The organism is Mycobacterium sp. DBP42 (assembly GCF_005924235.1).
In the GTDB taxonomy this organism is placed as follows: Bacteria; Actinomycetota; Actinomycetes; order Mycobacteriales; family Mycobacteriaceae; genus Mycobacterium; species Mycobacterium syngnathidarum.
On the sequence record NZ_VCMY01000004.1, the window covers coordinates 311,538 to 337,292 of the forward strand.

Consider the following 25,755-nt stretch of genomic DNA (forward strand, 5'->3'; position numbering starts at 1 on the left):
AATGGCTCTCACTTTCGCCGATGTCGCCAAGGCCAACTACGTTCTGCTGACCACCTTCACCAAAGACGGCAGGCCCAAGCCGACCGCGATCTGGGCCGCTCCGTCGGCCGACGGGCTCGTCGTGATCACCCAGGAGGCGTCCTGGAAGGTCAAGCGCATCCGCAACACCCCGCGGGTCACCGTTGCGGTGTGTGACGTGCGCGGCAATCCCAAGAGCGAAGCGGTCGAGGCCATGGCCGAGGTTCTGCCCAAGTCGGCCAACGGTGCCACCTATGACGCGATCGGTAAGCGTTACGGTCTGCTGGGCAAGACCTTCAACCTGTTCTCCAAGTGGCGTGGCGGGATGGAGAACAACGTTTCATTGCTGCTCAAACCGGTGAATTGAGCAACATGGCACCTACGTTCGAAGACGTTTACCGTGAGAAGTACCTGCTGCTGACCACATTCACCAAGACCGGAAAGCCCAAGCCGACGGCTGTGTGGGGCGTACCCGACGGCGACAAGTTGCTGATCATCACCGACGACGGATCGTGGAAGACCAAGCGCATCAACAACACTCCGCGGGTAACGATCCAAAAGTGTGGTGTGCTCGGGGCGCCCAAGGGTGAGCCGGTAGCGGCAGTGGCGCGCAATCTGCCCAAGACCGAGACCCGCCGCGTGTTCAACGCAATCATCAGACGGTATTGGAATCACGCCTGGTACTTCATCCCACGGGCACTTTTGCGGGGTGGCATCGACAAGGTGCACAGCGCGATCGAGGTACACGCAGCCGACGGCCCGGCAGATCAGGAACCGAACCGCCCACCCGATCGTTGAGCAAGCATGGCTATGCGGCTGTTCCTCATCTACGCCGTCCTCGAGATGGCAGTCGTCGTCGCGCTGACGGCGACGATCGGTTTCGGGTGGACGGTCTTGGTGCTCGCGGCCTCGTTCGTGATCGGGCTGGCGTTGGCAGGTTCGCAGCTCAACCGGCACATCCGCCGATTGCGGGCGGGCCTGTCGGGTGGGTTGTCCCACCCGCAGGGCGCGGTGTCGGACAGCGTGCTGGTGGCGCTGGGCACCGTGTTGGTGGTGATTCCCGGGTTGGCCAGCTCCGTTCTCGGCGCGTTGTTGTTGCTGCCGCCGACGCGGGCGGCGGCCCGGCCGGTGCTCACGGGGCTGGTCGCCCGGCGGATCCCCATCATCGTCGCGGCGCCTGCCGGTTTCGGCGCGGCCACTGGTACCGCTGGTTATCGGCATGGGAGGGGCGACTACATTGACGGCGAAGTAATCGACGTCAACGACGTCGATCCGTACCGCCTGCCTCCCAAGGCCTAACCGCCACCTGAAACAGCTTGACCACACTTCTGATCAACGGGCGAATCCACAGCCCCAGCTACCCCGACGCGACCGCTTTCGCGGTACGCGACGGGGTAGTGGCGTGGCTGGGTACCGACGACATCGGCCGCGCGCAGTTCCCCGAAGCCGAGGTCGTCGACCTGGATGGCGGCTTCGTCGCACCCGCGTTCGTCGACAGCCACGTTCACCTGACCGCCACCGGCCTCAGCCTGGACGGCCTGGACCTCCGTGGGGCCACCTCACTGCAACACTGCCTGCACCTGGTGGGCCAATACGCGCGCAGGCACCCTGACGGTCCGGTATGGGGACACGGCTGGGACGAGTCGGGGTGGCCCGAGCGCACCGGCCCGAGCACCGAGGATCTGGACGCTGTGCTGGGCGACCGGCCGGCGTATCTGGCCCGGGTGGACGTACATTCGGCCGCCGCGACCACCGCTCTGCGCCGGTTGGTGCCTGCCCTCGTCGAGGTCACCGGGTTCGACCCGCAGCGTCCGCTCAGCGCGCAGGCACATCACCTGGTCCGTGCGGCCGCGCGTGAACAGCTGACCCCGCAGCAACGGCACGCCGCCCGCGTCGCGGCACTCGATCACGCCGCGGCGTCGGGCATCGCCGCGGTCCACGAGTGCGCGGGACCACAGATCGGCGGTTTGCTCGACTGGCAGGAACTTCGTGCGCTGGAGCACGGCGTAGAGGTCGTCGGTTACTGGGGCGAGCAGGCTCGCGACGCCGAACACGCCCGTCATCTGATTGCCGAGACCGGCGCCCGAGGCCTGGCCGGAGACCTCTTCGTCGACGGTGCCCTCGGCTCGCGTACTGCCTGGCTGCATGCGCCCTACCACGACGCTCCCGACACCTGTGGCAACTCCTACCTCGACGCAGGTGCCATCGCCACGCACGTGTACGCCTGCACCGAGGCCGGAATCCCGGCCGGGTTCCACGTGATCGGCGACGCTGCCGCGTCGGCGGTCGTCGCGGGATTCGCCGCAGCGGCAGAGCGATTGGGCGGCCCGGCCCTGGCCCGCTGCGGCCACCGTCTCGAACATCTGGAGATGGTCAACCCCGAACAGGCCGCCCAGCTGGGGGCCTGGGGTGTGATCGCCAGCATGCAGCCCAACTTCGATGCCCTATGGGGTGGGGAAGAAGGCATGTATGCCCAACGCCTCGGGCTTGATCGAGTTCACCAGCTCAACCCGTTTGCGCTGTTAGCATCCGAAGGCGTGCCCCTCGCGTTCGGCTCCGACACCCCGGTCACCAGCATGAACCCGTGGCAAACCGTGCGTGCCGCGGTTTCGCACCGGAGTGCGGGCAGCGCGATCTCAGCTCGTGCGGCGTTCGCTGCGGCCACTCGCGGCGGTTGGCGTGCCGGCGGTGTGCGCGATGGCTCCACCGGGACGCTCACCCCCGGAGCTCCGGCCAGTTACGCCGTGTGGGATGCCGAAGACCTGGAGGTCAGTGCGCCGGCCAACGCCGTGCAGCGGTGGTCGACCGATCCGCGCTCACGGGTGCCGGCACTGCCGCGGCTGGCCGCCGATGCGGAGCTGCCGCGTTGCCGTCAGACCGTTCACCGGGGTGTCGTCATCCATGGGCACTGACCTTCCCGGAGACAAGTCGGCCCGTCCGCGGCCGGGCCGCGCAGACCGTTTCGGTCTGCGGCGGCCGGGTCCGAACGAGACCACCGAGGTGATCCCGGCCATCGAGAAGGACGAACTCGCCGAGCTCGATGAACTCGACGACGAGTCCTTCGACGAACTCGATGAGAATGCCACCGGCGATCCGGTGGCCGACATCGATCCCGACGATGATCCCGAGGCGCGCGAATACCGCCTGACCGCGGCGGGCACACCCGACCGGTGGTCGGTGGTGACCGTGTCGGCCTCACGCCTGGGCCGGGCCGCGGTGGCGCGGTGGGCGCAGCTGAGCGCGACGGTCGGCGGCGGTCTCGCGTTGTGCCTGAGCTATCCACCGACCGGCTGGTGGTGGGCGGCCTTCGTCGGGCTGGCGTTGATCGGGTGGGTGCTGACGCTGCGCTCCACCACCCGCGCGGGTGGCTTCGGCTACGGATTCTTGTTCGGCCTGGCGTTCTACATACCGCTGCTGCCGTGGATCAGCGGCCTGGTCGGCGCGATGCCGTGGCTGGCCCTGGCCGCCGTGGAAGCGCTGTTCTGCGGGCTCTTCGGCCTGTCTGCGGTGGTGGTCAGGCGGCTACCAGGGTGGCCGGTGTGGTTCGCCGCGCTGTGGGTCACCCAGGAGTGGCTCAAATCGACCGTACCGTTCGGTGGGTTCCCTTGGGGCGTCCTCGGATTCGGTCAGACCAACGGACCACTGCTGGCCATCGCGCGGTGGGGCGGTGCACCGCTGGTGTCGGCCGCGGTGGCGGTCGTCGGCTTCAGCGTGACATTGCTTGCGCTGGAGATCGTGCAGTGGTGGCATCACGGACACAAGCCGGGTTTCCCGGCGCCGGCGGTCATGCTGCCCGGCCTCAGCATCACGGTGGTGCTGTTGGCCACTGCACTGATGTGGCCTCAGGTCCGTCATTCGGGAACCGGTGCCGGCGACGAACCGGCTGTCACCGTGGCCGCCGTGCAGGGCAACGTGCCCCGGTTGGGCCTGGAGTTCAACGCGCAACGCCGCGCCGTCCTCGACAACCATGTGAAGGAAACGCAGCGGCTGGCCGGCGATGTCCGTGCCGGGCGGGCCCCGCAACCCATGTTCGTGGTCTGGCCCGAGAACGCCTCCGACATCGATCCGCTGGCCAACGCCGATGCCGCGGCCCAGATCACCGCGGCGGCCGACGCCATCGGCGCGCCGATCCTTGTCGGAGCCGTCACCAAGGCCGACGGCTACACCGCCGACAACCCGGTGGCCACCAACACCGTGATCGTGTGGGATCCCGAACACGGGCCCGGAGAGCGCCACGACAAGAAGATCGTGCAGCCGTTCGGCGAGTATCTGCCGTGGCGCAGCTTCTTCAAACATCTGTCGTCGTACGCGGACCGGGCCGGCTATTTCGTGCCGGGTGAGGGCAACGGCGTCGTGCACGCGGCCGGGGTGCCGATCGGGGTGACCACCTGCTGGGAGGTGATCTTCGACCGGGCGGCGCGGGAGTCGGTGCTCAATGGTGCCCAGGTGCTGACCGTGCCGACCAACAACGCGACGTTCGATGCCAACATGAGCGCGCAGCAGCTGGCCTTCGGCAAACTGCGGGCAGTGGAGCACGATCGGTACCTCGTGGTCGCCGGCACCACGGGTATCAGCGCGGTGATCGCCCCCGACGGGCGTGAGTTGGCCCGGACCGAGTTCTTCGAACCCGCCTATCTGGACAGTCAGGTGCGGTTGAAGTCGGATGTGACGCCGGCCACCGAATGGGGGCCGGCCCTGCAGGTGGTGCTGGTCACGATTGGATTTGGGGCGTTGCTGGCCGCAATACTGCACAATGGAGGGTTCGTGCAAAAAATTTTGAGGCGTCGCACCGCGAAGGCCCGCGACGATGAAGGAGCCACATGACAGTCCCTGGTGACGGAGCGCGCCCCCAGGACGGTGAACGCCCGAGTCAGCGCAGCCTGGTGATCATTCCCACCTACAACGAGCGGGAGAACCTGCCGTTGATCGTCGGGCGCGTGCATCATGCCTGCCCCGAGGTGCACATCTTGGTGGTCGACGACGGCAGTCCCGACGGCACCGGTCAGCTGGCCGATGAGCTGGCGCTGGCCGACCCGGACCGCGTGCACGTGATGCACCGGACCAGCAAAGCCGGCCTCGGTGCGGCCTATCTGGCCGGTTTCGCCTGGGGGCTCGGCCGCGGGTACTCGGTTCTGGTCGAGATGGACGCCGACGGCAGTCACGCACCCGAGGAACTGAACCGGCTGCTCGACGCCGTCGACGCCGGGGCTGATCTGGCCATCGGCTCGCGTTATGTGTCCGGCGGCACGGTGCGTAACTGGCCGGTTCGCCGGCTGGTCCTGTCGAAGACCGCCAACACCTATTCTCGGCTGCTGCTCGGGGTGGGGATCCACGACATCACTGCCGGGTACCGCGCGTATCGGCGCGAGGTGTTGGAGAAGATCGACCTGTCGGCGGTCGATTCGAAGGGCTACTGCTTCCAGATCGACCTGACCTGGCGGGCCATCAACAACGGCTTCAACGTCGTCGAGGTACCCATCACGTTCACCGAACGCGAGCTCGGGGTCTCCAAGATGAGCGGTTCCAACATCCGCGAGGCGATGTTCAAGGTCGCGGAGTGGGGCATCCGTGGGCGTCTGGACCGCGCCCGGGGCGTGGTGCGCTAGCCGGCGACAAAAAACCGCGATATGCCTACGGCATATCGCGGTTTTTCATGCGCGGTTCAGCTGCCGCGGCGCTTGCTCTTGATCAGGTCGAGCCGCTCCTTGAGCAGCTCTTCGAGCTCCTCGACGGACCGGCGCTCCAGCAGCATGTCCCAGTGGGTACGCGGCGGCTTGACCTTCTTGGGTTCCGGCACCTCGCCCTCGATCAGGGTGCCCTCGAGCCCGTTGCGGCACAGCCAGGTGCCGGGGATCTCGGCGTCGTCGGCGAACGGGACGTCGAATTCTTCACCGTTCTCGGTGCGGTAGCGGGCCACCTGACGCGGCGCAAGGTCATGGTTGCGGTCGGTCTCGTAGCTCACGGCTCCGAGGCGACTGCCTCTCAGGACGCGATCAGCCATCGTCAACACTCCTTATTTGGCGTTTTTGTCCGGATGTATCAACGCTGCTCGGCGTTGCCAAGTTCCCGACTCGACCATTGATGATACGCGGGTCACCAACCAGCTCCGTCTACAGTCTTGAGCATGGCGCGCCACCACAGACGTGATCGTCCGCAGCCGTGTCGGTGGTGTGGGCGCGAGGTCGCAGATGCGCAGATGGGTCGCCGTCGCCAGTACTGCAGGCAGTCCTGCCGGCAGCGGGCCTACGAACAGCGCGCCATGGTCAGGGGCACCTCGCTGGCCCCGGATTCGGTGGTGCTCAGCGCTGACGAGGCCACTCAGCTGTCCGACCGGGTGTACCAGGTCAGGTGCGCCGCCGAGGATGTGGCCATCGCGGTCGACGAGGGCGCCGGGGCAGACGAATTGCGGCAGTTGTGTGACGCGCTGATCCAGGCTGCGAAGGCCGCCGACGGCTGGCGCTAGTCGGGCGGGCAGCTGAGCTGACGCCCCACGCCCACGGGCGGCGGGACCGGCTTCAGGCAGCCCAGCGGTTCCACACCGGAGGAATTCAGCAGCACCCCGGACTGGTGTGCGTAGTTGACGCACACCAGTGAGGTGGCATCGGCCCGGCAGCGGTAGTCGCCGAAGGCCAGTGCCTTGCCCTCGGCCAGTTCGGCGCCGTCGCCATAGCCGAATCGGCCCGGATCTCCGTGCAGTGAGCCCACATCCACGGTCTCCCCGGCGAAATCAACCCAACCGGGGATCCACTGACCCTCGACGTCAGCCGGTTTCGACGGCAGGTCATCGGCCTTGATCAGACATGCCAGTTGGCCGCCGAGATTCTTGTCGGTGGCGCAGCGGGCGGTGCCCGAAGGTGCGACGAACGAGATGTCCTCGCCGAGGTTGGTGGATTGGCCGTCGCGCGTGGCGGTGTGGAAGCCGGACGGCTCGGCCGGGGTGCCTGCCTCGACCCACTTGATCACGCGGCTCATCGGCGTCCCGGCGGCCGGCGCCGTGGTCGGCATGGGAGAGGTCGTCGTAGTGGTGGGCGTGGTGGTCTTGGTGTGTGGGGCGCCGGCCGGCATCGACATCCGGGGCTTTGAGCTCGGTTGCGACTCGTGCCCCCCTCCCGACGAGCAGGCAGCCACCAGAGCCACCGAAAGCACAGCAGCCCCAACAGTCACAACGGTGCGCATACCCGCAAGGCTAGCGGGCGCGTGTCGCGCCCACCGCATGTCCGTCGACACCCGTCCAGTTCGATACGGTCGGTGCATGCACGAGCGGACCGTCCGGGCAAAGATCAGCAGCGGCATCGTCGAGGGATTCACGCGCGACGGTGCACACCGCTGGCGTTCCATTCCTTACGCCAAACCGCCGGTCGGCCGGCTGCGCCTGCGCGCACCCGAACCGGCCGAGCCATGGCCCGGCGTCCGCTACTGCCACGGATTCGGCTACTGCGCCCCCCAGCAACGTCGCTACACGCTCGTCGGCCTCGGCAAGCACCAGCCGATGAGCGAGGACTGCCTGACACTCAACGTGGTCGCGCCGGAGAAGCGCGACGACGCCGACGGCCCACTGCCGGTGATGTTTTTCGTGCACGGCGGCGGTTACATCCTGGGCAGCTCGGCCACACCCATCTACGACGGCGCCGCGCTGGCCCGGCGCGGCTGCGTGTTCGTCTCGGTCAACTACCGGCTCGGCATGCTCGGGTGTGTCGAACTGTCGTCGCTGTCGACACAGGAACATCCCATCGACGACAACCTGTTCTTGCGTGATCTGGTGTTGGCGTTGCGCTGGGTACGCGACAACATCGCGGTTTTCGGCGGCGATCCCGACAATGTGACGATCTTCGGTGAGAGCGCGGGCGCGCACGCGGTCACGACCCTGCTCGCCGTACCCGACGCCGCAGGACTGTTCGCCCGGGTGATCTCGGAGAGCCCCGCCAGCGGAATGGTCAGCTCCGCGGAATCTGCCGCCCGAATCGCCGGTCAGCTGGCCGAATTGATCAGTCCCGATGGGGGATCGGCGGCCGCAGCGCTGATGTCGGCGCGCCCGGCCGAGCTCGGCCGGGCACTGGAAGCCCAGATCATGCGGGGCCAGACGGACATCCCGGGTGCGTTTCCGGTCGGCCCGACCTTCGGCACCGACTATCTGCCGGTCGATCCGGCTACCGCGATGGCCGAGGGCCTGGCTCAACAGGTTCCGTTGATCGTCGGCAACAATGCCGACGAGGGACGCCTGTTCACCCGCTTCCTCCAGTTGCTGCCCACCAACGAGCCGATGATCGAAAAGCTTTTCGCCCGTGCCGATCCCGAGGAGCGGCGGCGGATCGTGGAGGCCTATCCGGACTATCCGAGCAGCGCGGCCTGCGTGCGGCTCGGCGGAGATTTCGCGTTCGCCTCGGCCACTTGGCAGATCGCCGAGGCGCACAGCCGGCACGCACCTACGTATGTGTACCGCTACGACTACGCGCCGCGGACCTTGCATTGGGCCGGGCTGGGGGCGACGCACGCAATGGAGCTGCTGGCCGTGTTCGACACGTACCACACGACATACGGTGCGGCGCTGACCGCTGTGGGCGATCGTGCATCGGCCCGGCGGGTCAGCCGGGACGTGCAGCGGCGATGGCGTGAGTTCACCCGGACCGGGAACCCGGGGCCGGGCTGGCCGGCCTACAACACCGACGAGCGGGCGGTGTTCGTGTTCGACCGCCGGCCACGCGTCGAGTACGACCCGCGGTCGGTGCGGCGTCAGGCCTGGGAAGGGTTCACCCTCGCCGGCAGCTGAGTTCGCCTCCTCCACTCTGCGCGATTTGCTGCAGGGAATCGGCCGGATGTGGTTGCGTATCCGGTGTGGACTACCCACTGGATCCGCTGTCCGCCGACGAGTTTCGCGCGGTGGCAGCGATATTGCGGCGTGAGCACGGGGTCGGGGAGGGCTGGCGGGTCGCCTCGGTGGAACTTGTCGAGCCGTCCAAGGCCGAACTGGCCGGCTTCGACGGCGGCGGCGCGCGGCCGGCCCGGAGCGCGGCGGTCATCTGTCTGGATCGCTCGGCGAACGCCACCTACAAGGGCGTGGTGTCGCTGACCGACGACCGGGTCGAGAACTTCGACCATGTCCCGGGTGTCCAAGCCAACTTCACCGTCGACGAGTTCGTGGAATGCGACCAGGTGCTGCGTCGGCACCCCGAGGTGATCGCCGCGCTCGCCAAACGCGGCATCACGGACCTGGACAACGTGTTCATGGATACCTGGACCTACGGTGACGCGGTTGCTCCGCCGGAATACCGCGACCGCCGCATCGGATGGTCGGACACCTGGTACAAGCAGGCTGCTGGGGCCAATCCTTATGCCCACCCGATCAGTGGCCTGCACTGCGTGATCGACATCAACACCATGGAAGTGCTGCGCGTCGAAGATGACGGTAGTTCCGAAATGCCCGACGTGATGGGCGAATACGTGCCGCATCACATTCCCGAGCGGATCTGGTCCGGATCGCGCCGCGAGCCGCTCAAGCCGCTGAACATCGCCCAGCCCGACGGCCCATCGTTCACCTTGGACGGCAACCTGCTGCAGTGGCAGAACTGGTCGCTGCGGGTCGGCTTCAACCACCGCGAGGGGATGACCCTGCATACCGTGCGATACCGCGACGGTGAGACGGATCGCTCTGTGGCACATCGCATGTCGTTCGCCGAGATGGTGGTGCCCTATCGGGACTCCGCGGTGGACCACTACCGCCGCACCGCGTTCGACATCGGGGAGTGGGGGCTGGGGTTCATGACCACCTCGCTGGAGCTCGGCTGCGACTGCCTCGGTGAGATCCGGTATCTGGATGCGGTTCTGCACGACAGTGCCGGCGAGCCGTACACGATCACCAACGCGATCTGCGTCCACGAGGAAGACAACGCCGTGCTGTGGAAGCACGTGGACCACGACGCCGGCGCCCAGGTGCGCCGGATGCGCAGGCTCACACTGTCATTCCACGTCACGGTGGCCAACTACGAGTACCTGGTGTACTGGCGGCTCTACCAGGACGGCAACATCGAGTGTGAGGTCCGCGCCACCGGGATCATGGTCACCACACCGTTCCCCGCCGGGCCCACACCCAAGAACGGCACGCTTGTCGACGAGCGCACGTATGCGCCGTTCCATCAGCACTTCCTGATCGCCCGCTTGGACTTGGACGTCGACGGCACCGACAACACCGTCTACATGACCGAGTCATACGCCGAAGAGATGGGCCCCGACAATCCGTACGGCCTGTCGCTGGTGGTGCGTAACCAGCCGCTGCGCACCGAGCAAGAGGGGAAGCAGGACGTCAGCTTCGACACCCAGCGGGCCTGGAAAGTGGTCAACACCAACGTCGTCAACGGGTTGGGCACGCACCCGTCCTACAAGCTGGTACCGACCGGGGCGATCCCGGCGATGTTCGACCCGTCCTCGCCCGTGGTGCAACGCGCCAACGTCATCACCCACACGCTGTGGGTGACCCCGAACCGGCCCGACGAACGTTGGCCGGCGGGGGAGTTCGTCAACCAGTCGGCGGCCGACACCGGGTTGGGCGAGTGGACCAAGGCCAACCGCTCGATCGAGAACACCGATGTAGTGCTCTGGTATGTGTTCGGTATTCACCACATCACCCGTCCAGAGGACTGGCCCGTCATGCCGGTGGACGTGGTGTCGTTCTGGCTCAAGCCGTTCGCCTTCTTCGACCGCAATCCGGCGCTGGACGTGCCGGCCACTCCGCCGGGAGCCTGCGCACACGGGCATGCCACGGCGGCACACCATTAGTTGACACCTGTCATATGTGATGCGGAACACTGCTAGGTTGCCTTTGTGCAACCGACTCAGACCGCCGTACTGGAGCGCCCCGAAGACCTGACCTGCGATTGGCTGACCGCCGCCCTGGACGTCGGCCCCGTCAGTGGATTCCGTTTCGAGCGGATCGGAACCGGCCAGATGAGCGAGTGCTACCGCGTCTCGCTGAACTACGCCGGGGACGCGAACGGACCGGCATCGGTGGTGCTGAAGGTGGCCGCCACCGATCCCAGCAGTCGCCAGACCGGACTGGCGTTGGGCCTCTACGAGCGTGAGGTGCGGTTCTACACCGACATCGCACCTGCCCTGGTGGCCGGGCCGGTGGCGCCCTGTTACCACGCCGCAATCGATACCCAGACCGGCGCCTTCGACCTGTTGCTCGGCGACGCCGTGCCCGCCGTGGTGGGTGACGAGATCCGCGGGGCGACAGCCGTACAGGCCGCGGTGGCGCTCGGCGAGCTCGGCCGTATCCACGGGTCGGCGGCCGGTGCCGAGGCGCTCGAGCGGGCTGAATGGCTCAACCGTGAGGCGCCGGTCAACCAGGCGCTGATCGCCGGACTGTACGCGGCGTTCGTCGAGCGCTACGCGGACGTGATCACGCCGCAGCAGCGCCAGGTATGCCAGCGGCTCGTCGAGAGCTTCGACACGTACCTGGCCGACGAGAGTGCGCCCGAGCGGCCGACGGGTCTGGTCCACGGCGACTACCGGCTCGACAACATGCTGTTCGGCGACGCGGGCGCGGACCGGGCCCTGACGGTGGTCGACTGGCAGACTGTCACCAAGGGACCGGCGTTCACCGACGTCGCGTACTTCATCGGTTGCGCCCTGCCCGTCGAACAGCGTCGTGCCCACTACGACGAGTTGCTGACCACCTATCACCGGGCCCTCGGGCCGGACTCGACGCTCACACTCGACCAGGTGCGTGACGGCGTACGCCGGCAGAGCTTCTTCGGTGTGATGATGGCGATCATCTCGTCGATGTTGGTGGAGCGCACCGAACGCGGCGATGCGATGTTCATGACGATGCTCGAGCGGCACTGCAGCCATGTGCTGGACACTCAGGCGTTGGATGTCCTTGCGTCACCGGAGGTTCCGGAGCCACTGGTGCCTGCTGCCGAGGATGAGCTTGCGCACCCGCCCACCGATGAAGCGCTGTGGAACGAGAGCTGGTACTTCGACTTCGTCGATGCCGAGGCGGACTTCGGCGGCTGGGTCCGGCTGGGCCTGATCCCGAACCAGGAGACAGCGTGGATCAATGTGCTGTTCTGCGGCCCGGGGATGCCGACCGTGGCGCTCAACGACTTTCACGCGCCACTGGCCGAACCGTCGTCGGTCAAGGCTGACGGGGTCGAGCTGAACCTGCACCCCGACGAGCCGCTCGAGACGTATCGCCTGACGGCTACGGGCACCGGCGAGGCGTTCGACGACCCGTCGGCGTTGCTGCGGGGTGAGTCGGGACAGGCCACCTCGGTGACGCTGGACCTGACCTGGACCACCGTGGGCACGCCGTACCAGTACCGCGTCACGCCCCGGTACGAGATTCCGTGCGTGGTGTCAGGAACGGTGATCATCGGCGATCACACCCACACCGTCGAAGCCGTCGTCGGTCAGCGCGATCATTCGTGGGGAGTGCGTGATTGGTGGGCGATGAACTGGGTGTGGAGCGCGATCCACCTCGACGACGGCACCCATCTGCACGGTGTGGACGTTCGAATCCCCGGTATGCCTCCGATGGGTATCGGCTATTCGCAGCGCGAGGGGGAACCGCTCGTCGAATTGCAGAGCATCACAGCGGATTACGAGCTCGGCGCCGACGATCTGCCGGTATCGACGACGTTGGTTCTGCAACCCGGCGACATCGAGGTGACCGTCGACATCGCGGCTCATGCACCCGTGCTGTTGGTGGCCCCGGGAGAAGACGGGCGCGTCAGCCAGTTCCCGCGGGCCTGGGCGAAGGTGCGCACGGCGGACGGTCGCAGCGGGGTGGGCTGGCTGGAGTGGAACCGCAACCTCAGCTGACCCGGAAACGCTTGAGCCGCGCAGTCGCGCCGGAGATCAACTCCACGCGGCTGCGCGGCACACCCAGATGCTGGGAAAGCAGTTTGGTGACGGCATCGTTGGCCTTGCCGTCGACGGCGCGCTCCTGGACGTAGATGGTGAGCGCGCCGTCGTCGTCGACCTCGACCAGCGGGCCTTTGCGGCTACCGGGCTTGACCCGGACGGTGATTACCACGCGCCGAACCTGAAGAAATGTGCGAATTTTCGAGAGGAACTCGACATCTATCTCAGATTCGGCGTCCGGGTCAGCGGGCGACGATCACCGAGGAGCCGTGGCCGAAGAGGCCCTGGTTGGCGGTGACGCCCACCTTGGCGCCCTCGACCTGCCGGCCGGTGGCCTGGCCCTTGAGCTGCCAGGTCAACTCGCACACCTGCGCGATGGCCTGCGCCGGGATGGCCTCGCCGAAGCAGGCCAGACCGCCGGACGGGTTCACCGGAACGCGGCCGCCGATGGTGGTGGCACCGGAACGCAGCAGCTGCTCGCCTTCGCCCTTGGCGCACAGGCCCAGGTGCTCGTACCAGTCCAGTTCCAGCGCGGTGGACAGGTCATAGACCTCGGCCAGGCTGACGTCCTCGGGGCCGATGCCCGCTTCGGCGTAGGCCGCGTCGAGGATCTGGTCCTTGAACACCCGCTCCGGTGCCGCTACGACAGCGGTGGAATCGGTTGCAATATCTGGCAATTCGGGCAGATGCTGCGGGTATTGCGGGGTCACCGTCGAGACCGCGCGCACCGAGGGGACGCCTTCCAGCGAGCCGAGGTGCTTTTCGGCGAACGACTTCGACGCCACGATCAGAGCGGCGGCGCCGTCGGAGGTGGCGCAGATGTCGAGCTGACGCAGCGGGTCGGACACCACCGGGCTGGCCAGCACGTCCTCGATCGCGGATTCCTTGCGGTAGCGCGCATTCGGGTTCTGCAGGCCGTGGCGCGAGTTCTTCACCTTCACCTGGGCGAAGTCCTCGGCGGTGGCGCCGTAGAGGTCCATCCGGCGCCGGGCCAGCAGGGCGAAGTACACCGGGTTCATCGCGCCGAGCAGATGGAAGCGCTGCCAGTCCGGGTCGTTCTTGCGCTCGCCGCCGACGGGCGCGAACGCACCCTTGGGCGTGGTGTCGGCGCCGATCACCAGCGCGACGTCGCAGAAGCCGGCCAGGATCTGGGCCCGCGCGCTCTGCAGCGCCTGCGAGCCGGACGCGCAGGCTGCGTAGCTGGACGACACCGGCACGCCGTTCCAGCCCAGCTTCTGGGCGAACGTCGACCCGGCGATGAAGCCCGGGTAGCCGTTGCGGATGGTGTCCGCGCCGGCGATGAACTGGATCTGTTGTGCGTTCAGCCCGGCCTCGGCCAGGGCGGCGCGGGCGGCGACGACGCCGTACTCGGTGAAGTCACGGCCCCACTTGCCCCACGGGTGCATGCCCGCGCCGAGGATGTACAGCGGTTCGGGAGTGCTCATGCGATCCTCCAGGCGTGGGTGGTGCGCTCGACGCCCTCGTCGTCGGTGTAGAGCGTCATGGTGGTCAGCTCCATCTCCATACCGACCTTGAGATCGGCGGCCAGCGTGCCTTCGACGACCTTGCCGAGCACGATCAGCCCTTCATCGGCGAGCTCCACCGCGGCGATCGCGAACGGCTCGAACGGGTCGGACTTGGGATACGGTGCGGGCGGGAGGTACCGGTTTTCCGTGTAGCTCCACACCTTCCCGCGGCGCGACAGCCGAACCAGGTCGAGGGTGTCGCTGTCACAGGCCGGGTTGGGGCAGTTGTTCTCGCGCGGCGGAAACACGTAGGTGGCGCACTGGGTGCACTTGCCGCCGATCAGGTGAGTGGCACCGGCGTCGTCGGTGGCGAACCATCCGTCGATCGCGGGTTGCGAAGATGCTGCTGGCACGCGGCCCAGCCTAGACGATCGAGACCGCAAAACTGAAACGTGTTGCAGTTTTGTCCCGCGGGGCGGGAGTGGACGAGGTCCGATCCTATTTGAGGTGACGGCGCAGTTGATCGGGGGGCCACAGTGTCAGGCGGAACCTGCCGTCGCGAATGACGGCGACGGGCACGGGCGGCAACGCGACCTGGGCTACCGCTCGGTCATCGGGAACTCCTGTCGGCGCGGGTGTTCATCGGAATTCGGAGGCGACGCGGGCCAGCTCTTCGGGACTTCCCGCGCGCATCTCGCGATCGGCGTGCACGACCGCCGTGGTCTCGGGGATCCGGCGGGCCTCATACCCGGCGACGCCGCGGCCGGCGGCCAGTTCTTCGGCGAGCGTGTGGGCGTCGAGGATGGCCTGTGATCCGCCGTTGGCGCCGACGGGATACATCGGATGCGCGGCGTCGCCGAGCAAGTTAACCCGCTCAGTTCCCCAGTGGGAGAGCGGTTCCCGGTCGACCATCGGGAATTCGAACACGGCGTCGGATTGGCTGACCAGCTCGGCTGGATCCAGCCAGTCCAGGTGCCAGCCGGACATGAGAGCAGCGACGGCTGAGGGTTCGGTCGGGGTGGTCCAGTTCGCGTATCGCTACCGATCACCCCCCGAGATGCGTGGCCGGTTGTTTTCGCCTGGCGGGCGCAGGGGCCGATGAGCCCGGCCGCCAGGTTCTGGTTGAGATGGCTCGTCGCGGTCTGCGCGTCACTGGCCCCGCTGCGACGCAGCAGTACTAGTGGGCGGGTTGCATGTATCGAGCGCGGGAGAGGGCCGCTTCGGTGCCGAGTTCCGCACGTAACTCCGGGTTGTCGGCGTAAGTCCGCACGTAGGCATACAGGACGTGGGGTCCGACATCGAGCTGTCGGAAGTCGAACACGATCATCGGTACCGGTGGCAGGCGGTCTATGCGCCAGAACCGCGTGGTGTAGCGGCGATTCCAGTCGGCATTGGCATACCCGATCATCAGGATGTACGGGTGTCCGTCGGTTGCCGCCTTGACGTCGGCAATGGCCGACCAGTCCAGTCGCGACTCGAAGCTGCGTCCGCGTTGAATAATTCCCTGACTCGTCAGTGTGACGCCGCCACGGCGGACGCGTGCGGAGGCCACGACTGCGATGAAGGTCGCGAAAACGATACCCAGGGTGCCGATCACCACGGCGAAGCCGGGAAACCCCTCATCTTGGTAGATAACTGTCTCGATCGCGGCCGTCGCGCAAAACAGAGTGCCGCACCCCATAAAGGCAACCAGGATCGTGAATTGCCAGCCTGAGTATCGGATTTCCGTACCCGGAACACCATCCCGGTCTATCGTCCGGATCGCCGACGAAAGGTACACGCGGCGATACCGGCTCACGAGGGCGAATGCGACGATGAGGGCAGTGAACAATGCGAAGAGCAAGAAATATTTTAGTGCAATAACGTTGCCTGCCGCGGCGATCATAATCCCGAACAGGAACGAAAAGGCGGATATGGCACTCAGTCCGACGGCGGAGAGGTGGAACTTGACACCGTCATGGGTGTCCGTCCATCCTGCGGGAATGTCTTGATGTTCAGAAGATTGCATCCCACGCCCCTTTGGCAAGTCCACCAATGGCCTTCCCAGTGTCGGCAACCGCGGTTGCCCCATCGGTGATGGCGTCGCCGAGGCTGCCTATGCCGTTCTGATAGAGGGAGTCGACGGCGCCGGACGTGAAAATCCCGACCGTTGCGCCAACCAGAGCGCCGCCGACTGTTCCGACTCCGGGAATGGGAATCGCGGTGCCGATAATCGCACCAGCGCCAGCTCCCGCCAGGATTGAAGCACCGAAGCCAGCAGCGCCGGACACGATTGCCTGGTCAACGTCTTTGCCGTTGGCGATGTCGTAGACAACGCCAGCGGCCGCGAGTGCCCCGCCGACCTTGAGTCCGACCCGACCCGCATTTGCCTTGGTGGCCTCTGCCTTCGTCGCTATGTCGTCGGCTTGTCTGGCAAGAGCCTTACCATCATCGATGTCCCGATAAATCGTGGCGGCGGGAGTGCCGGGGGTTGCTGACCTTGCCCTGCTCAGAGATTTCGCCGACTCTTCGGCGAAGAAATTCGACTGTTTCAACATCGTTGAGACGTTTATATCAACAAGTGCAGCGGCCCCGCCGTTGATCAGATCGGCTACCACAAAGAACCATTTAGTCCGGAGGTCTGTCCAGGCATTTTTGAGGGTGTCCGCACCGAGCTTTTCCATGGTACGGGCGGCCTCTGCGGCGTGGAAAGCTGAATTGTACGCGTCGATTAATGCTTCTTCGGCGGCATCCTGAATTATCGCGCCGTCCACGGTCAAACCGGCACTCATTGCATTGTTGCGAACTGTTTCCATTTCGGACTGAGCCCGCTGGAGTTCCAGGCCAAAGGCATCTATTGCCAGGGCGCCTTCGTTGATGGCAATTGTCAACCCCTCAACCTTCGTTGCGCCACTTCCCATTCGCGCAGCGAAGGCGTCCCCTGCCTCGCCGTGCCAGTTGGCCATTGCGGTCGTTCGGGCAGTTTGGATCTCATCGCCTGTGTGTGAAACCTTGCTCGCGAGGGACGCCCGAAGCCAGTCGGCTGCTGAGCGGACAGAATTTGGATCGCCCTCAATTTTTGTGTCGATTGGCACGTAATTTACTCCGGTCGCATTGCTGCGTTTAGTGCATCAGCGCCTGCTTCGTCGTGCTTGAGATAGCTGGCGCTGGCCGAAGCGACCCCATTCGCAACTGCGTTGACCGCTACGACAAGCTGACCGGCGTTGTCGGTTAATTGTGCCAGAATTCCGAGAATCGCTGGTGTTCCCCACCCGCCGTCAACTGACGTCGGCGCCGAGGCGCTTGCGCTGTCGAGGTCGGTGCTGGCAGTCGACAAGGACTGAGAGATCTTGTTGAGTGATTCGTGGTTAACGTAAAGTGTCAATTTTGCCCTCGGCGTTGTTCGACAGGAATTTCAATATCGAGCATCAGCAGTTGAAACGGATGCAAACTCTGCAACTGGGAAAGGATGGGCGTCGGCACCACAATCCATGCCTGGTCTTCGCCGCAGCATTCGTGCAGTCGGTCAAGGGCCGAATACGCAAGGAGTGCCGTCCTACCATCGCGTGTCTCACGCATGTCGATTCGCGCATCATTGGGATCGTCGACAGCCTCAGCGCACGGCAGATAGACGACAGGCGGAAAGTCGCGCGGAATCGGTTTGGGCTCCGCTCTTTTCTCGCTAACACCGTCAGAAACCTTGGCTTTGTGGCGAACCGGTGGCCCTTCGGCTCGGTCCCGCGCACGTTGAGGGGCGCCGTGATACTTGGGCTGCTGGACAGGGGCTGTTTGCGCAGGTGTGGCGCCGGGAGGGGGTTCCCACTGATGCCGCGGGCGGCTTTCCGACTGTGAATCGACCGGTATATGACCCGCAGGTCGCCCGGGTCCATTTGCGGATCCCGCACCGCGATTCGGTGGCTCCGGATAGTCCATCGGCCTTGATCCCCCTTGCGTAGGCCGCTAATACCGACGGGTACCGCTTCCTGGAAAGCGGTACCCACATCTGTCCCCTGTTGTCAGGCCGGCGATCCCAGGCTAGCAGCCCGTTGATGCCCAGTTGCGCAGCAGTTTTGGTCCCATGGCATGTTATCGGATCCTGGGCGATCAGCGTCGCGACCTGCGCGTGGAGACCACGACAACCGCGGTTTTGTGGCTGGGCGTGTGGATCCCGCATGGACATCGGCAGTGCGAGGGGTTTCGCAGCTTGTCATGTTGCAGCCGTTGGTATCTCGCCCAGCCGGCCCGGGGGTCGCGAGGCGGTGATTCGACGGCAGAGACGCCGGCCCGCCCAGAAACGCTTTAGGTGGCGGATTGCAGCCACGATCCAGCAGTGATCCGCCGCGTAAGTGCGCGGCGGCCCGCGTCGTGATCGAGATGGCTCGTCGCCGTCTGCGCGTCGGTGGGCCCGCATAGAGTGAGGGCCGTGAGCCCCGCGAAGACCGAGACGAAAAGCGCACCGAACACCACCGCCGATCCAGCGACGGCCGGAAAACCCACCCTGATGCTGCTGGACGGCAATTCGCTGGCTTTCCGGGCGTTTTACGCGTTGCCCGCCGAGAACTTCAAGACGCAGGGCGGGTTGACCACGAACGCGGTCTACGGGTTCACCTCGATGTTGATCAACCTGCTGCGCGACGAGCAGCCCAGCCACGTGGCCGCCGCGTTCGACGTCTCTCGCCAGACCTTCCGCAAGGACAAGTACCCGGAGTACAAGGAAGGCCGGTCGGCCACACCCGACGAGTTCCGTGGGCAGATCGACATCACGAAGGAGGTGCTCGGCGCCCTGGGCATCACGGCACTGGCCGAGGCCGGCTTCGAGGCCGACGACATCATCGCCACCCTGGCCACCCAGGCCGAGCAGGAGGGCTACCGGGTGCTGGTGGTCACCGGTGACCGGGACTCGCTGCAGTTGGTCACCGACAACATCACCGTGCTCTACCCGCGCAAGGGTGTCAGTGAACTGACCCGGTTCACACCGGACGCGGTGGTGGAGAAGTACGGGCTGACTCCCGCGCAGTACCCGGATTTCGCCGCCTTGCGGGGCGACCCGAGTGACAACCTGCCCGGCATTCCCGGAGTGGGGGAGAAGACCGCGACGAAGTGGATCGTCGAGTACGGCACTCTGCAGTCATTGGTGGACAACGTCGAGAAGGTCAAGGGCAAGGTGGGTGACTCGCTGCGGGCCAACCTGTCCAGCGTGGTGCTCAACCGTGAGCTGACCGATCTGGTCCGGGACGTCCCTCTGGCGCAGACGCCGGACACGCTGCGGATGCAACCTTGGAACCGTGACCAGATCCACCGGCTGTTCGACGACCTGGAATTCCGGGTTCTTCGCGATCGACTGTTCGAGACGCTGGTGGCTTCCGAACCGGAGGTTGAACACGGGTTCGACGTGCGCGGCCGGGCGTTGGAGCCCGGTGAGCTCGCAGCGTGGCTCGCCGAGCACAGCCTGGGCAACCGGTTCGGGTTGGCCGTCGTCGGCACGCACCTGGCCTTCGACGCCGACGCCACCGCGCTCGCCATCGTCGCGGCCGACGGCGACGGGCGTTACATCGACACGGCAACGCTGACGCCCGAGGATGAGGAGGCCCTGGCGCGCTGGCTGGGTGACCCGGGCCCGCCGAAGGCGCTGCACGAGGCCAAGCTGGCCATGCACGACCTCGCCGGCCGGGGCTGGACGCTGCGCGGTGTCACCTCCGATACGGCGCTGGCCGCCTACCTGGTCCGGCCCGGGCAACGTAGCTTCGCCCTCGATGATCTGGCGGTGCGCTATCTACGCCGTGAACTCCGCGCTGAAAGCCCCGAGCAGCAACAACTTTCGTTACTCGATGATTCCGACGGCGTCGATGAGCAGGCGGTGCAGACGCTCATCCTGCGGGCCTGCGCGGTCTTGGATCTCGCCGATGCACTCGATGAGGAGCTGGCCCGGATCGACTCGTCGTCCCTGTTGGGCCGGATGGAGTTGCCGGTACAGCGGGCGCTGGCCGAGATGGAGTCGATCGGCATCGCCGTCGATATCGACAAGCTCCAGGAGTTGCAGAGCGAGTTCGCCGATCAGATCCGCGACGCCGCCGAGGCCGCCTACGCGGTGATCGGTAAGCAGATCAATCTCGGGTCGCCCAAGCAGCTGCAGGTGGTGCTGTTCGACGAGCTGGAGATGCCCAAGACCAAGAAGACCAAGACGGGTTACACCACGGATGCCGATGCGCTGCAATCGCTGTTCGACAAGACCGGGCACCCGTTCCTGCAGCATCTGTTGACCCATCGCGACGTCACCCGTTTGAAGGTGACCGTCGACGGGCTGCTCAACGCGGTGGCCTCCGACGGGCGCATACACACCACGTTCAACCAGACCATTGCCGCCACCGGCCGGTTGTCGTCCACCGAGCCCAACCTGCAGAACATCCCGATCCGGACCGAGGCGGGCCGGCGTATCCGAGACGCGTTCGTCGTCGGCAGCGGTTACGCCGAGCTGATGACGGCTGATTACAGCCAGATCGAGATGCGGATCATGGCGCACCTGTCCCGCGACGAAGGCCTGATCGAGGCATTCAACACCGGTGAGGATCTGCACTCGTTCGTGGCATCACGGGCCTTCTCGGTACCGATCGACGAGGTCAACGCGGAGCTGCGTCGCCGCGTCAAGGCGATGTCGTACGGCCTGGCCTACGGGCTGAGCGCCTACGGGTTGGCCAGCCAGCTCAAGATCTCCACCGAAGAGGCCAAGGTGCAGATGGAGCAGTACTTCGACCGGTTCGGCGGGGTGCGTGACTATCTGCGGGATGTGGTCGATCAGGCGCGCAAGGACGGGTTCACCTCGACCGTGCTGGGCCGGCGCCGTTACCTGCCGGAACTGGACAGCAGCAACCGGAACGTGCGCGAGGCGGCTGAGCGGGCCGCGCTCAACGCCCCGATCCAGGGCAGCGCCGCCGACATCATCAAGGTCGCGATGATCAACGTCGACGCAGCCATCAAGGAAGCCGGGCTCACGTCACGCATGCTGCTGCAGGTGCACGACGAGCTGTTGTTCGAGGTGGCCGAGGGGGAGCGGGACACTCTGGAGGCTTTGGTGCGCGAGCACATGGGCAACGCCTATCCGTTGGATGTGCCGTTGGAGGTGTCGGTCGGGTATGGGCCCAGCTGGGACGCCGCGGCGCACTGAGCTCACCATGACGGAACAGCAGATCCGGTTCGTTGCCCGGCTGGGCGCCGCGATGAGTGCATCGAATTATCCGGTGACGCTGGTCCGCGACATGTTGGAACGCAGCTCCGGCAAGTACGGCGTCATCACCGACGTCGTGGCACTGCCCAACCACGTGCAGGTGGTCGGACCGGTGGGCGCGGGCGGTTCGGTCGTCAAGACCGCCCACGTCGAGAAGCCGTTGCGGTTCGACCAGGTGTTCCCGCTGGCCCGACTGGTGTCCGCGGCACGGTCGGCACGGGTGAGCCCGGCCGACGGCGAGGCCCTCCTCGACGAGATCCTCGACCGCCCGGCGCCGTACCCGGCCTGGGTGACGATCCTCGGTTACGGGATCCAGAGCGCGGGTCTGGCCCTGGTACTTGAGCCCACGTGGTTGAACACGCTGACGGCCTTCGTGCTCGGCCTGCTGGTCGGCGTGTTCTGGACGACGGGGCAGCGGATGGACGGTCTGGCGGCCCTGACTCCGGTGGTCAGCGCGTTCGTGGTCACGGCGATCTGCGTGATCGGCGCGCAGCATCTGGGCCTCGACCATGTCGGCCTGCGCGCCCTGATACCCCCGCTGGCGATGTTTCTGCCAGGGGCGGCCATCACCCTGTCGGTGATCGAGCTGACCTCCCGCGACGTCATCTCCGGGTCGAGTCGCCTGATCGCCGGGTTCATCCAGCTGATCCAGTTGGCGTTCGGCATCCTGATCGCGGCGCAGCTGTTGCGCATGACCGAAGACCACCTCAGCGCGGTGGCGGTGAACCGGATCGGTCCGTGGGCGCCGTGGCTGGGTGTCGCGGTGTACTCGATCGGAGTGATGCTCTTCCTGGCGCCACCGCGGAGTTTCTTGCCGTGGCTGCTGTTGATCACCTATGCCGCCTATCTCGCCCAGTTCGTCGGAGACCTCACCCTCGGCAGTTACGCCAGCGGGTTCTGCGGTGGTCTGGTGCTGACGGTGGCGGCCCTGGTGATCTCGCGGCGTCAGACGGCACCACCGGCGATCACGCTGATCCTGCCGGGCTTCTGGCTTCTGGTTCCCGGATCCATGGGTCTGATCGGCATTACCGAGTTGTTCGGTGCCGAGGGAGACTCCGCACTGCCGGCCACCTTGATCTCGATGATCTCAGTGGCATTCGGTCTGCAGGCCGGGTTGGTGATCTGGCAGCTGACCAGGCGTAAGGCAGCTCGTCGCAGCGACTGAGCGGCTCAGTCGCGAACCGGCGCCTGGTAATGCGCCATCCAGTGCAGGATCGGCGCGGCTGACCGGGCAGCGGTCAGGGCATACACCTCTTCCTGTTGCAACGCGTATGCCTGTGCATCGCCGAAGCCGCGGTCGATGCGGTCGCGGACGAAGGCGAGCTCGACGACGGCGGCGGCGAACGCCGCGACTGCTTTGCCTGCGGGGCGTCCACCGGCCAGCGTGGCCTGCTTGATGGCGCCGTGGCGGGTCTTCAACGACCCGAGCCAGGTGGCCTCGTTGTGGGTGATCAACCCGGCGGCGACCATGCCGGGCAGTTTGGCGGCCACGACGCGTTGCTCCCGGTGGCGGCTGGTGATGCCGACCACGATCATCGCGATGAAGATCGGCACCATCCACACCGCATAGACGATGAAGTAGGTGCCCGCGCCCAGCAGCGACGAACCGTTCCACAATCCGTGCATGAACACCGCACCGAGATAGCCGGGGAGGATGCACAGCACCTTGGCCCCGCTGCTGCGCCGTTGCAGGGCGAAGTACACCCCGATGGCGGTCATGGTGGTGAACAGCGAGTGGGCGAACGGGGCCATCACTAGGCGCATCGCGGCGGTGACGAGCGAACCGGCCAGCGAGTCGGCGCTGGAGATGTACATGATGTCTTCGAGCCAGGCGAAACCGAGGCCGACCAGGCCGGCGTAGACCAGGCAGTCGGTCAGCGAATTGAGCTCGTTACGCCGCCGCCCGGTCATCATGACCAGCAGGAACAGGCCTTTGGCGGCCTCTTCGATGAACGGGGCCCGGACCGCCACCGAAGCGAAGCTGTGGGCCGATTCGGCCGAGTCGACGCCGGGTGCCAGCAGCGCGTCGGTGAACAGGCTCAGCACCAGGGACAGCACGACGGCGACGGCGGCGCCCCAGCCGAACGCCAGTAGCAGTAGTCGGGGAGGTTCCGGCTCCCAGCGGTCCAACCACAGGTAGGCGAACACTGCCCCGGTCATCACGATGCTGGACAGCACAAATCCGATGATCGCTCCGACCGGATTGAGCGCGGTGAACAGAAGTACCAGCGCGCCGATGACCACGCCGCAGGCGATGATCGCGGCCAGCGGGGCGCCGACCTTGCGCACCGGCCTCGGCATGGGAGCGGTGACCGGGAACCACGGCCGGTGGACAGGGCCTGGGGTCGGGTAATACGCCACTGCAGCAGAGTAGCCGTGGGTAGGCTGCGGTCCCGGCACAAATTCGGACGACGGTCCGATGCGCCCCTGGCACTCCCGTCGCAGGGGCGGTTTGTCCTGCATGTGCCTGGTCGAGTACCCTCGTTACGTATCTGTGCGCACAGCTTGACACCGTCTGGTCACTGCCACGGATCTGCACGAACGCAATACACGCAACAGAATTGTCCCTACGAGTAAACCTGTCCGGAGCAACCCACCACATGCCCTCTCCCTCCGTCACCTCGCCGCAAGTAGCCGTCAACGACATCGGCTCGGCTGAGGACTTTCTCGCCGCCATCGACAAAACCATCAAATACTTCAACGATGGCGACATCGTCGAGGGAACCATCGTCAAGGTTGACCGTGACGAGGTCCTGCTCGACATCGGTTACAAGACCGAAGGTGTCATTCCTTCCCGCGAACTCTCCATCAAGCACGATGTCGACCCCAACGAGGTCGTTTCCGTGGGCGATGAGGTCGAGGCCCTCGTTCTCACCAAGGAGGACAAGGAAGGCCGCCTGATCCTGTCCAAGAAGCGGGCTCAGTACGAGCGCGCCTGGGGCACCATCGAGGAGCTCAAGGAAAAGGACGAGGCCGTCAAGGGCACCGTCATCGAGGTCGTCAAGGGCGGCCTGATCCTCGACATCGGTCTGCGTGGCTTCCTGCCCGCATCGCTGGTCGAGATGCGTCGTGTCCGCGATCTGCAGCCGTACATCGGCAAGGAGATCGAGGCCAAGATCATCGAGCTGGACAAGAACCGCAACAACGTGGTGCTCAGCCGCCGCGCCTGGCTGGAGCAGACCCAGTCCGAGGTGCGCAGCGAGTTCCTGAACCAGCTGCAGAAGGGCGCCATCCGCAAGGGTGTCGTCTCCTCGATCGTCAACTTCGGCGCCTTCGTCGATCTCGGCGGTGTCGACGGCCTGGTGCACGTCTCCGAGCTGTCCTGGAAGCACATCGATCACCCGTCCGAGGTGGTTCAGGTGGGCGACGAGGTCACTGTCGAGGTGCTCGACGTCGACATGGATCGCGAGCGGGTTTCGCTGTCGCTCAAGGCGACTCAGGAAGATCCGTGGCGCCACTTCGCCCGTACCCACGCGATCGGTCAGATCGTGCCGGGCAAGGTCACCAAGCTGGTGCCGTTCGGTGCGTTCGTCCGCGTCGAGGAGGGCATCGAGGGTCTGGTGCACATCTCGGAGCTGTCCGAGCGCCACGTTGAGGTCCCGGACCAGGTGGTCACCGTCGGCGACGACGCGATGGTCAAGGTCATCGACATCGACCTGGAGCGTCGTCGGATCTCGCTGAGCCTCAAGCAGGCCAACGAGGATTACACCGAGGAGTTCGACCCGTCGAAGTACGGCATGGCCGACAGCTACGACGAGCAGGGCAACTACATCTTCCCCGAGGGCTTCGACGCCGAGACCAACGAATGGCTCGAAGGCTTCGACAAGCAGCGGGAAGAGTGGGAGGCCCGCTACGCCGAGGCCGAGCGCCGGCACAAGATGCACACCACGCAGATGGAGAAGTTCGCCGCGGCCGAGGCCGAGGAAGCTGCCCGTCCGGTGTCCAACGGTTCCTCGCGTTCGGAGGAGTCGACCGGCGGCACGCTGGCCAGCGATGCACAGCTGGCCGCGCTGCGTGAGAAGCTCGCAGGCAACGCCTAACCACAAGTACGACAACGAACGCCCCGGCCCATTGGGTCGGGGCGTTCGTCGTGTACGCCCAGCATGGGCATTCGCTTGGAGGTGTGAGTCCTCTGGAGGTGAAGGTGGTTTAACTCCGAGTCGATGGCAACTGCGTCACTGTGAGGTGGGGTGGGAAGGAAGCCGGAGACGA

The 25,755-nt window shown here is 66.0% G+C and carries 23 protein-coding genes; 13 read left to right on the plus strand and 10 right to left on the minus strand.

Annotation, left to right across the window (positions count from 1 at the left end; genetic code table 11):
- Position 1 precedes the first annotated feature (1 nt).
- The 6 genes from E0T84_RS07490 to E0T84_RS07515 are packed head-to-tail and all read left to right on the plus strand — an operon-like array spanning position 2 to position 5,624.
- The gene (locus tag E0T84_RS07490) at positions 2-385 is read left to right on the plus strand and encodes a PPOX class F420-dependent oxidoreductase (protein WP_138744140.1); all 384 of its coding nucleotides are present in this window, start codon (positions 2-4) and stop codon (positions 383-385) included.
- A gap of 5 nt (positions 386-390) precedes the next feature.
- On the plus strand, positions 391-816 hold the full coding sequence (locus E0T84_RS07495) for a PPOX class F420-dependent oxidoreductase (protein WP_138744141.1): 426 nt from the start codon (positions 391-393) through the stop codon (positions 814-816).
- Between the two features lie 6 nt (positions 817-822).
- Positions 823-1,317 (plus strand): FxsA family protein, encoded by a 495-nt coding sequence (locus E0T84_RS07500; RefSeq protein WP_138744142.1) that lies wholly within the window; start codon positions 823-825, stop codon positions 1,315-1,317.
- 17 nt (positions 1,318-1,334) lie between these two features.
- Positions 1,335-2,930 carry an amidohydrolase gene (locus E0T84_RS07505; RefSeq protein WP_138744143.1) on the plus strand — a complete coding sequence of 532 codons (1,596 nt, stop codon included), beginning with the start codon at positions 1,335-1,337 and terminating at the stop codon, positions 2,928-2,930.
- Positions 2,920-4,842: an apolipoprotein N-acyltransferase gene (gene lnt, locus E0T84_RS07510; RefSeq protein ID WP_249383589.1), complete on the plus strand. Its 1,923-nt coding sequence runs from the start codon at positions 2,920-2,922 to the stop codon at positions 4,840-4,842. Before E0T84_RS07505 ends, lnt begins: the two co-directional genes overlap by 11 nt.
- A complete protein-coding gene (locus tag E0T84_RS07515; protein ID WP_070188750.1) occupies positions 4,839-5,624 on the plus strand; it encodes a polyprenol monophosphomannose synthase in 786 nt (261 codons plus the stop codon). The genes lnt and E0T84_RS07515 overlap by 4 nt, the downstream gene beginning before the upstream one ends.
- A gap of 56 nt (positions 5,625-5,680) precedes the next feature.
- Here the strand turns inward: E0T84_RS07515 and rbpA are convergent, their stop codons facing one another.
- On the minus strand, positions 5,681-6,019 hold the full coding sequence (gene rbpA / locus E0T84_RS07520; RefSeq protein WP_070188776.1) for an RNA polymerase-binding protein RbpA: 339 nt from the start codon (positions 6,017-6,019) through the stop codon (positions 5,681-5,683).
- A 123-nt stretch (positions 6,020-6,142) separates the two neighbouring features.
- Between rbpA and E0T84_RS07525 the strand changes: the two genes are divergently transcribed.
- Positions 6,143-6,481: a hypothetical protein gene (locus E0T84_RS07525; RefSeq protein WP_070188751.1), complete on the plus strand. Its 339-nt coding sequence runs from the start codon at positions 6,143-6,145 to the stop codon at positions 6,479-6,481.
- Here E0T84_RS07525 and E0T84_RS07530 read toward each other — a convergent pair.
- Positions 6,478-7,194 (minus strand): hypothetical protein, encoded by a 717-nt coding sequence (locus E0T84_RS07530; protein ID WP_171054937.1) that lies wholly within the window; start codon positions 7,192-7,194, stop codon positions 6,478-6,480. The two genes, E0T84_RS07525 and E0T84_RS07530, sit on opposite strands and share 4 nt — an antisense overlap.
- Before the next feature lie 76 nt (positions 7,195-7,270).
- On the opposite strand from E0T84_RS07530, the gene E0T84_RS07535 reads away from it, so the two are divergent.
- The 3 genes from E0T84_RS07535 to E0T84_RS07545 all read left to right on the plus strand — a co-directional run bounded on the left by E0T84_RS07535 (position 7,271) and on the right by E0T84_RS07545 (position 12,834).
- Complete coding sequence (locus tag E0T84_RS07535; protein WP_138744144.1) at positions 7,271-8,785, plus strand: carboxylesterase/lipase family protein; 1,515 nt, start codon at positions 7,271-7,273, stop codon at positions 8,783-8,785.
- 65 nt (positions 8,786-8,850) lie between these two features.
- Positions 8,851-10,788 (plus strand): primary-amine oxidase, encoded by a 1,938-nt coding sequence (locus E0T84_RS07540; protein ID WP_138744145.1) that lies wholly within the window; start codon positions 8,851-8,853, stop codon positions 10,786-10,788.
- A 45-nt stretch (positions 10,789-10,833) separates the two neighbouring features.
- The gene (locus E0T84_RS07545; protein WP_138744146.1) at positions 10,834-12,834 is read left to right on the plus strand and encodes a phosphotransferase; all 2,001 of its coding nucleotides are present in this window, start codon (positions 10,834-10,836) and stop codon (positions 12,832-12,834) included.
- Here the strand turns inward: E0T84_RS07545 and E0T84_RS07550 are convergent.
- The 7 genes from E0T84_RS07550 to E0T84_RS32680 all read right to left on the minus strand — a co-directional run bounded on the left by E0T84_RS07550 (position 12,827) and on the right by E0T84_RS32680 (position 18,254).
- The gene (locus E0T84_RS07550) at positions 12,827-13,048 is read right to left on the minus strand and encodes a DUF167 domain-containing protein (RefSeq protein WP_070188756.1); all 222 of its coding nucleotides are present in this window, start codon (positions 13,046-13,048) and stop codon (positions 12,827-12,829) included. The two genes, E0T84_RS07545 and E0T84_RS07550, sit on opposite strands and share 8 nt — an antisense overlap.
- 70 nt (positions 13,049-13,118) lie before the next feature.
- On the minus strand, positions 13,119-14,321 hold the full coding sequence (locus E0T84_RS07555; RefSeq protein WP_070188757.1) for a lipid-transfer protein: 1,203 nt from the start codon (positions 14,319-14,321) through the stop codon (positions 13,119-13,121).
- Positions 14,318-14,755 carry a Zn-ribbon domain-containing OB-fold protein gene (locus E0T84_RS07560; RefSeq protein WP_070188758.1) on the minus strand — a complete coding sequence of 146 codons (438 nt, stop codon included), beginning with the start codon at positions 14,753-14,755 and terminating at the stop codon, positions 14,318-14,320. Before E0T84_RS07560 ends, E0T84_RS07555 begins: the two co-directional genes overlap by 4 nt.
- 226 nt (positions 14,756-14,981) lie before the next feature.
- A complete protein-coding gene (locus E0T84_RS32635; RefSeq protein ID WP_171054938.1) occupies positions 14,982-15,329 on the minus strand; it encodes an FAD-dependent monooxygenase in 348 nt (115 codons plus the stop codon).
- A gap of 190 nt (positions 15,330-15,519) precedes the next feature.
- Complete coding sequence (locus E0T84_RS07575; RefSeq protein WP_138744147.1) at positions 15,520-16,350, minus strand: hypothetical protein; 831 nt, start codon at positions 16,348-16,350, stop codon at positions 15,520-15,522.
- Entirely contained in the window at positions 16,337-17,212 is an 876-nt protein-coding gene (locus tag E0T84_RS07580; protein WP_138744148.1) for a hypothetical protein, read from the minus strand. The genes E0T84_RS07575 and E0T84_RS07580 overlap by 14 nt, the downstream gene beginning before the upstream one ends.
- A 490-nt stretch (positions 17,213-17,702) precedes the next feature.
- Complete coding sequence (locus E0T84_RS32680; protein ID WP_371725700.1) at positions 17,703-18,254, minus strand: SAV_915 family protein; 552 nt, start codon at positions 18,252-18,254, stop codon at positions 17,703-17,705.
- A gap of 568 nt (positions 18,255-18,822) precedes the next feature.
- Here E0T84_RS32680 and polA point away from each other — a divergent pair.
- Positions 18,823-21,483, plus strand: a complete 2,661-nt coding sequence (polA, locus tag E0T84_RS07590; RefSeq protein WP_171054947.1) for a DNA polymerase I — start codon at positions 18,823-18,825, stop codon at positions 21,481-21,483.
- 7 nt (positions 21,484-21,490) lie between these two features.
- Positions 21,491-22,708 (plus strand): threonine/serine exporter ThrE family protein, encoded by a 1,218-nt coding sequence (locus E0T84_RS07595; protein ID WP_138744150.1) that lies wholly within the window; start codon positions 21,491-21,493, stop codon positions 22,706-22,708.
- Positions 22,709-22,713: 5 nt separating this feature from the next.
- On the opposite strand, the gene E0T84_RS07600 is transcribed toward E0T84_RS07595, so the two are convergent.
- Complete coding sequence (locus E0T84_RS07600; protein ID WP_371725701.1) at positions 22,714-23,904, minus strand: PrsW family intramembrane metalloprotease; 1,191 nt, start codon at positions 23,902-23,904, stop codon at positions 22,714-22,716.
- A 239-nt stretch (positions 23,905-24,143) separates the two neighbouring features.
- On the opposite strand from E0T84_RS07600, the gene rpsA reads away from it, so the two are divergent.
- Positions 24,144-25,583 (plus strand): 30S ribosomal protein S1, encoded by a 1,440-nt coding sequence (rpsA, locus tag E0T84_RS07605; RefSeq protein ID WP_070187137.1) that lies wholly within the window; start codon positions 24,144-24,146, stop codon positions 25,581-25,583.
- Positions 25,584-25,755: the final 172 nt, after the last annotated feature.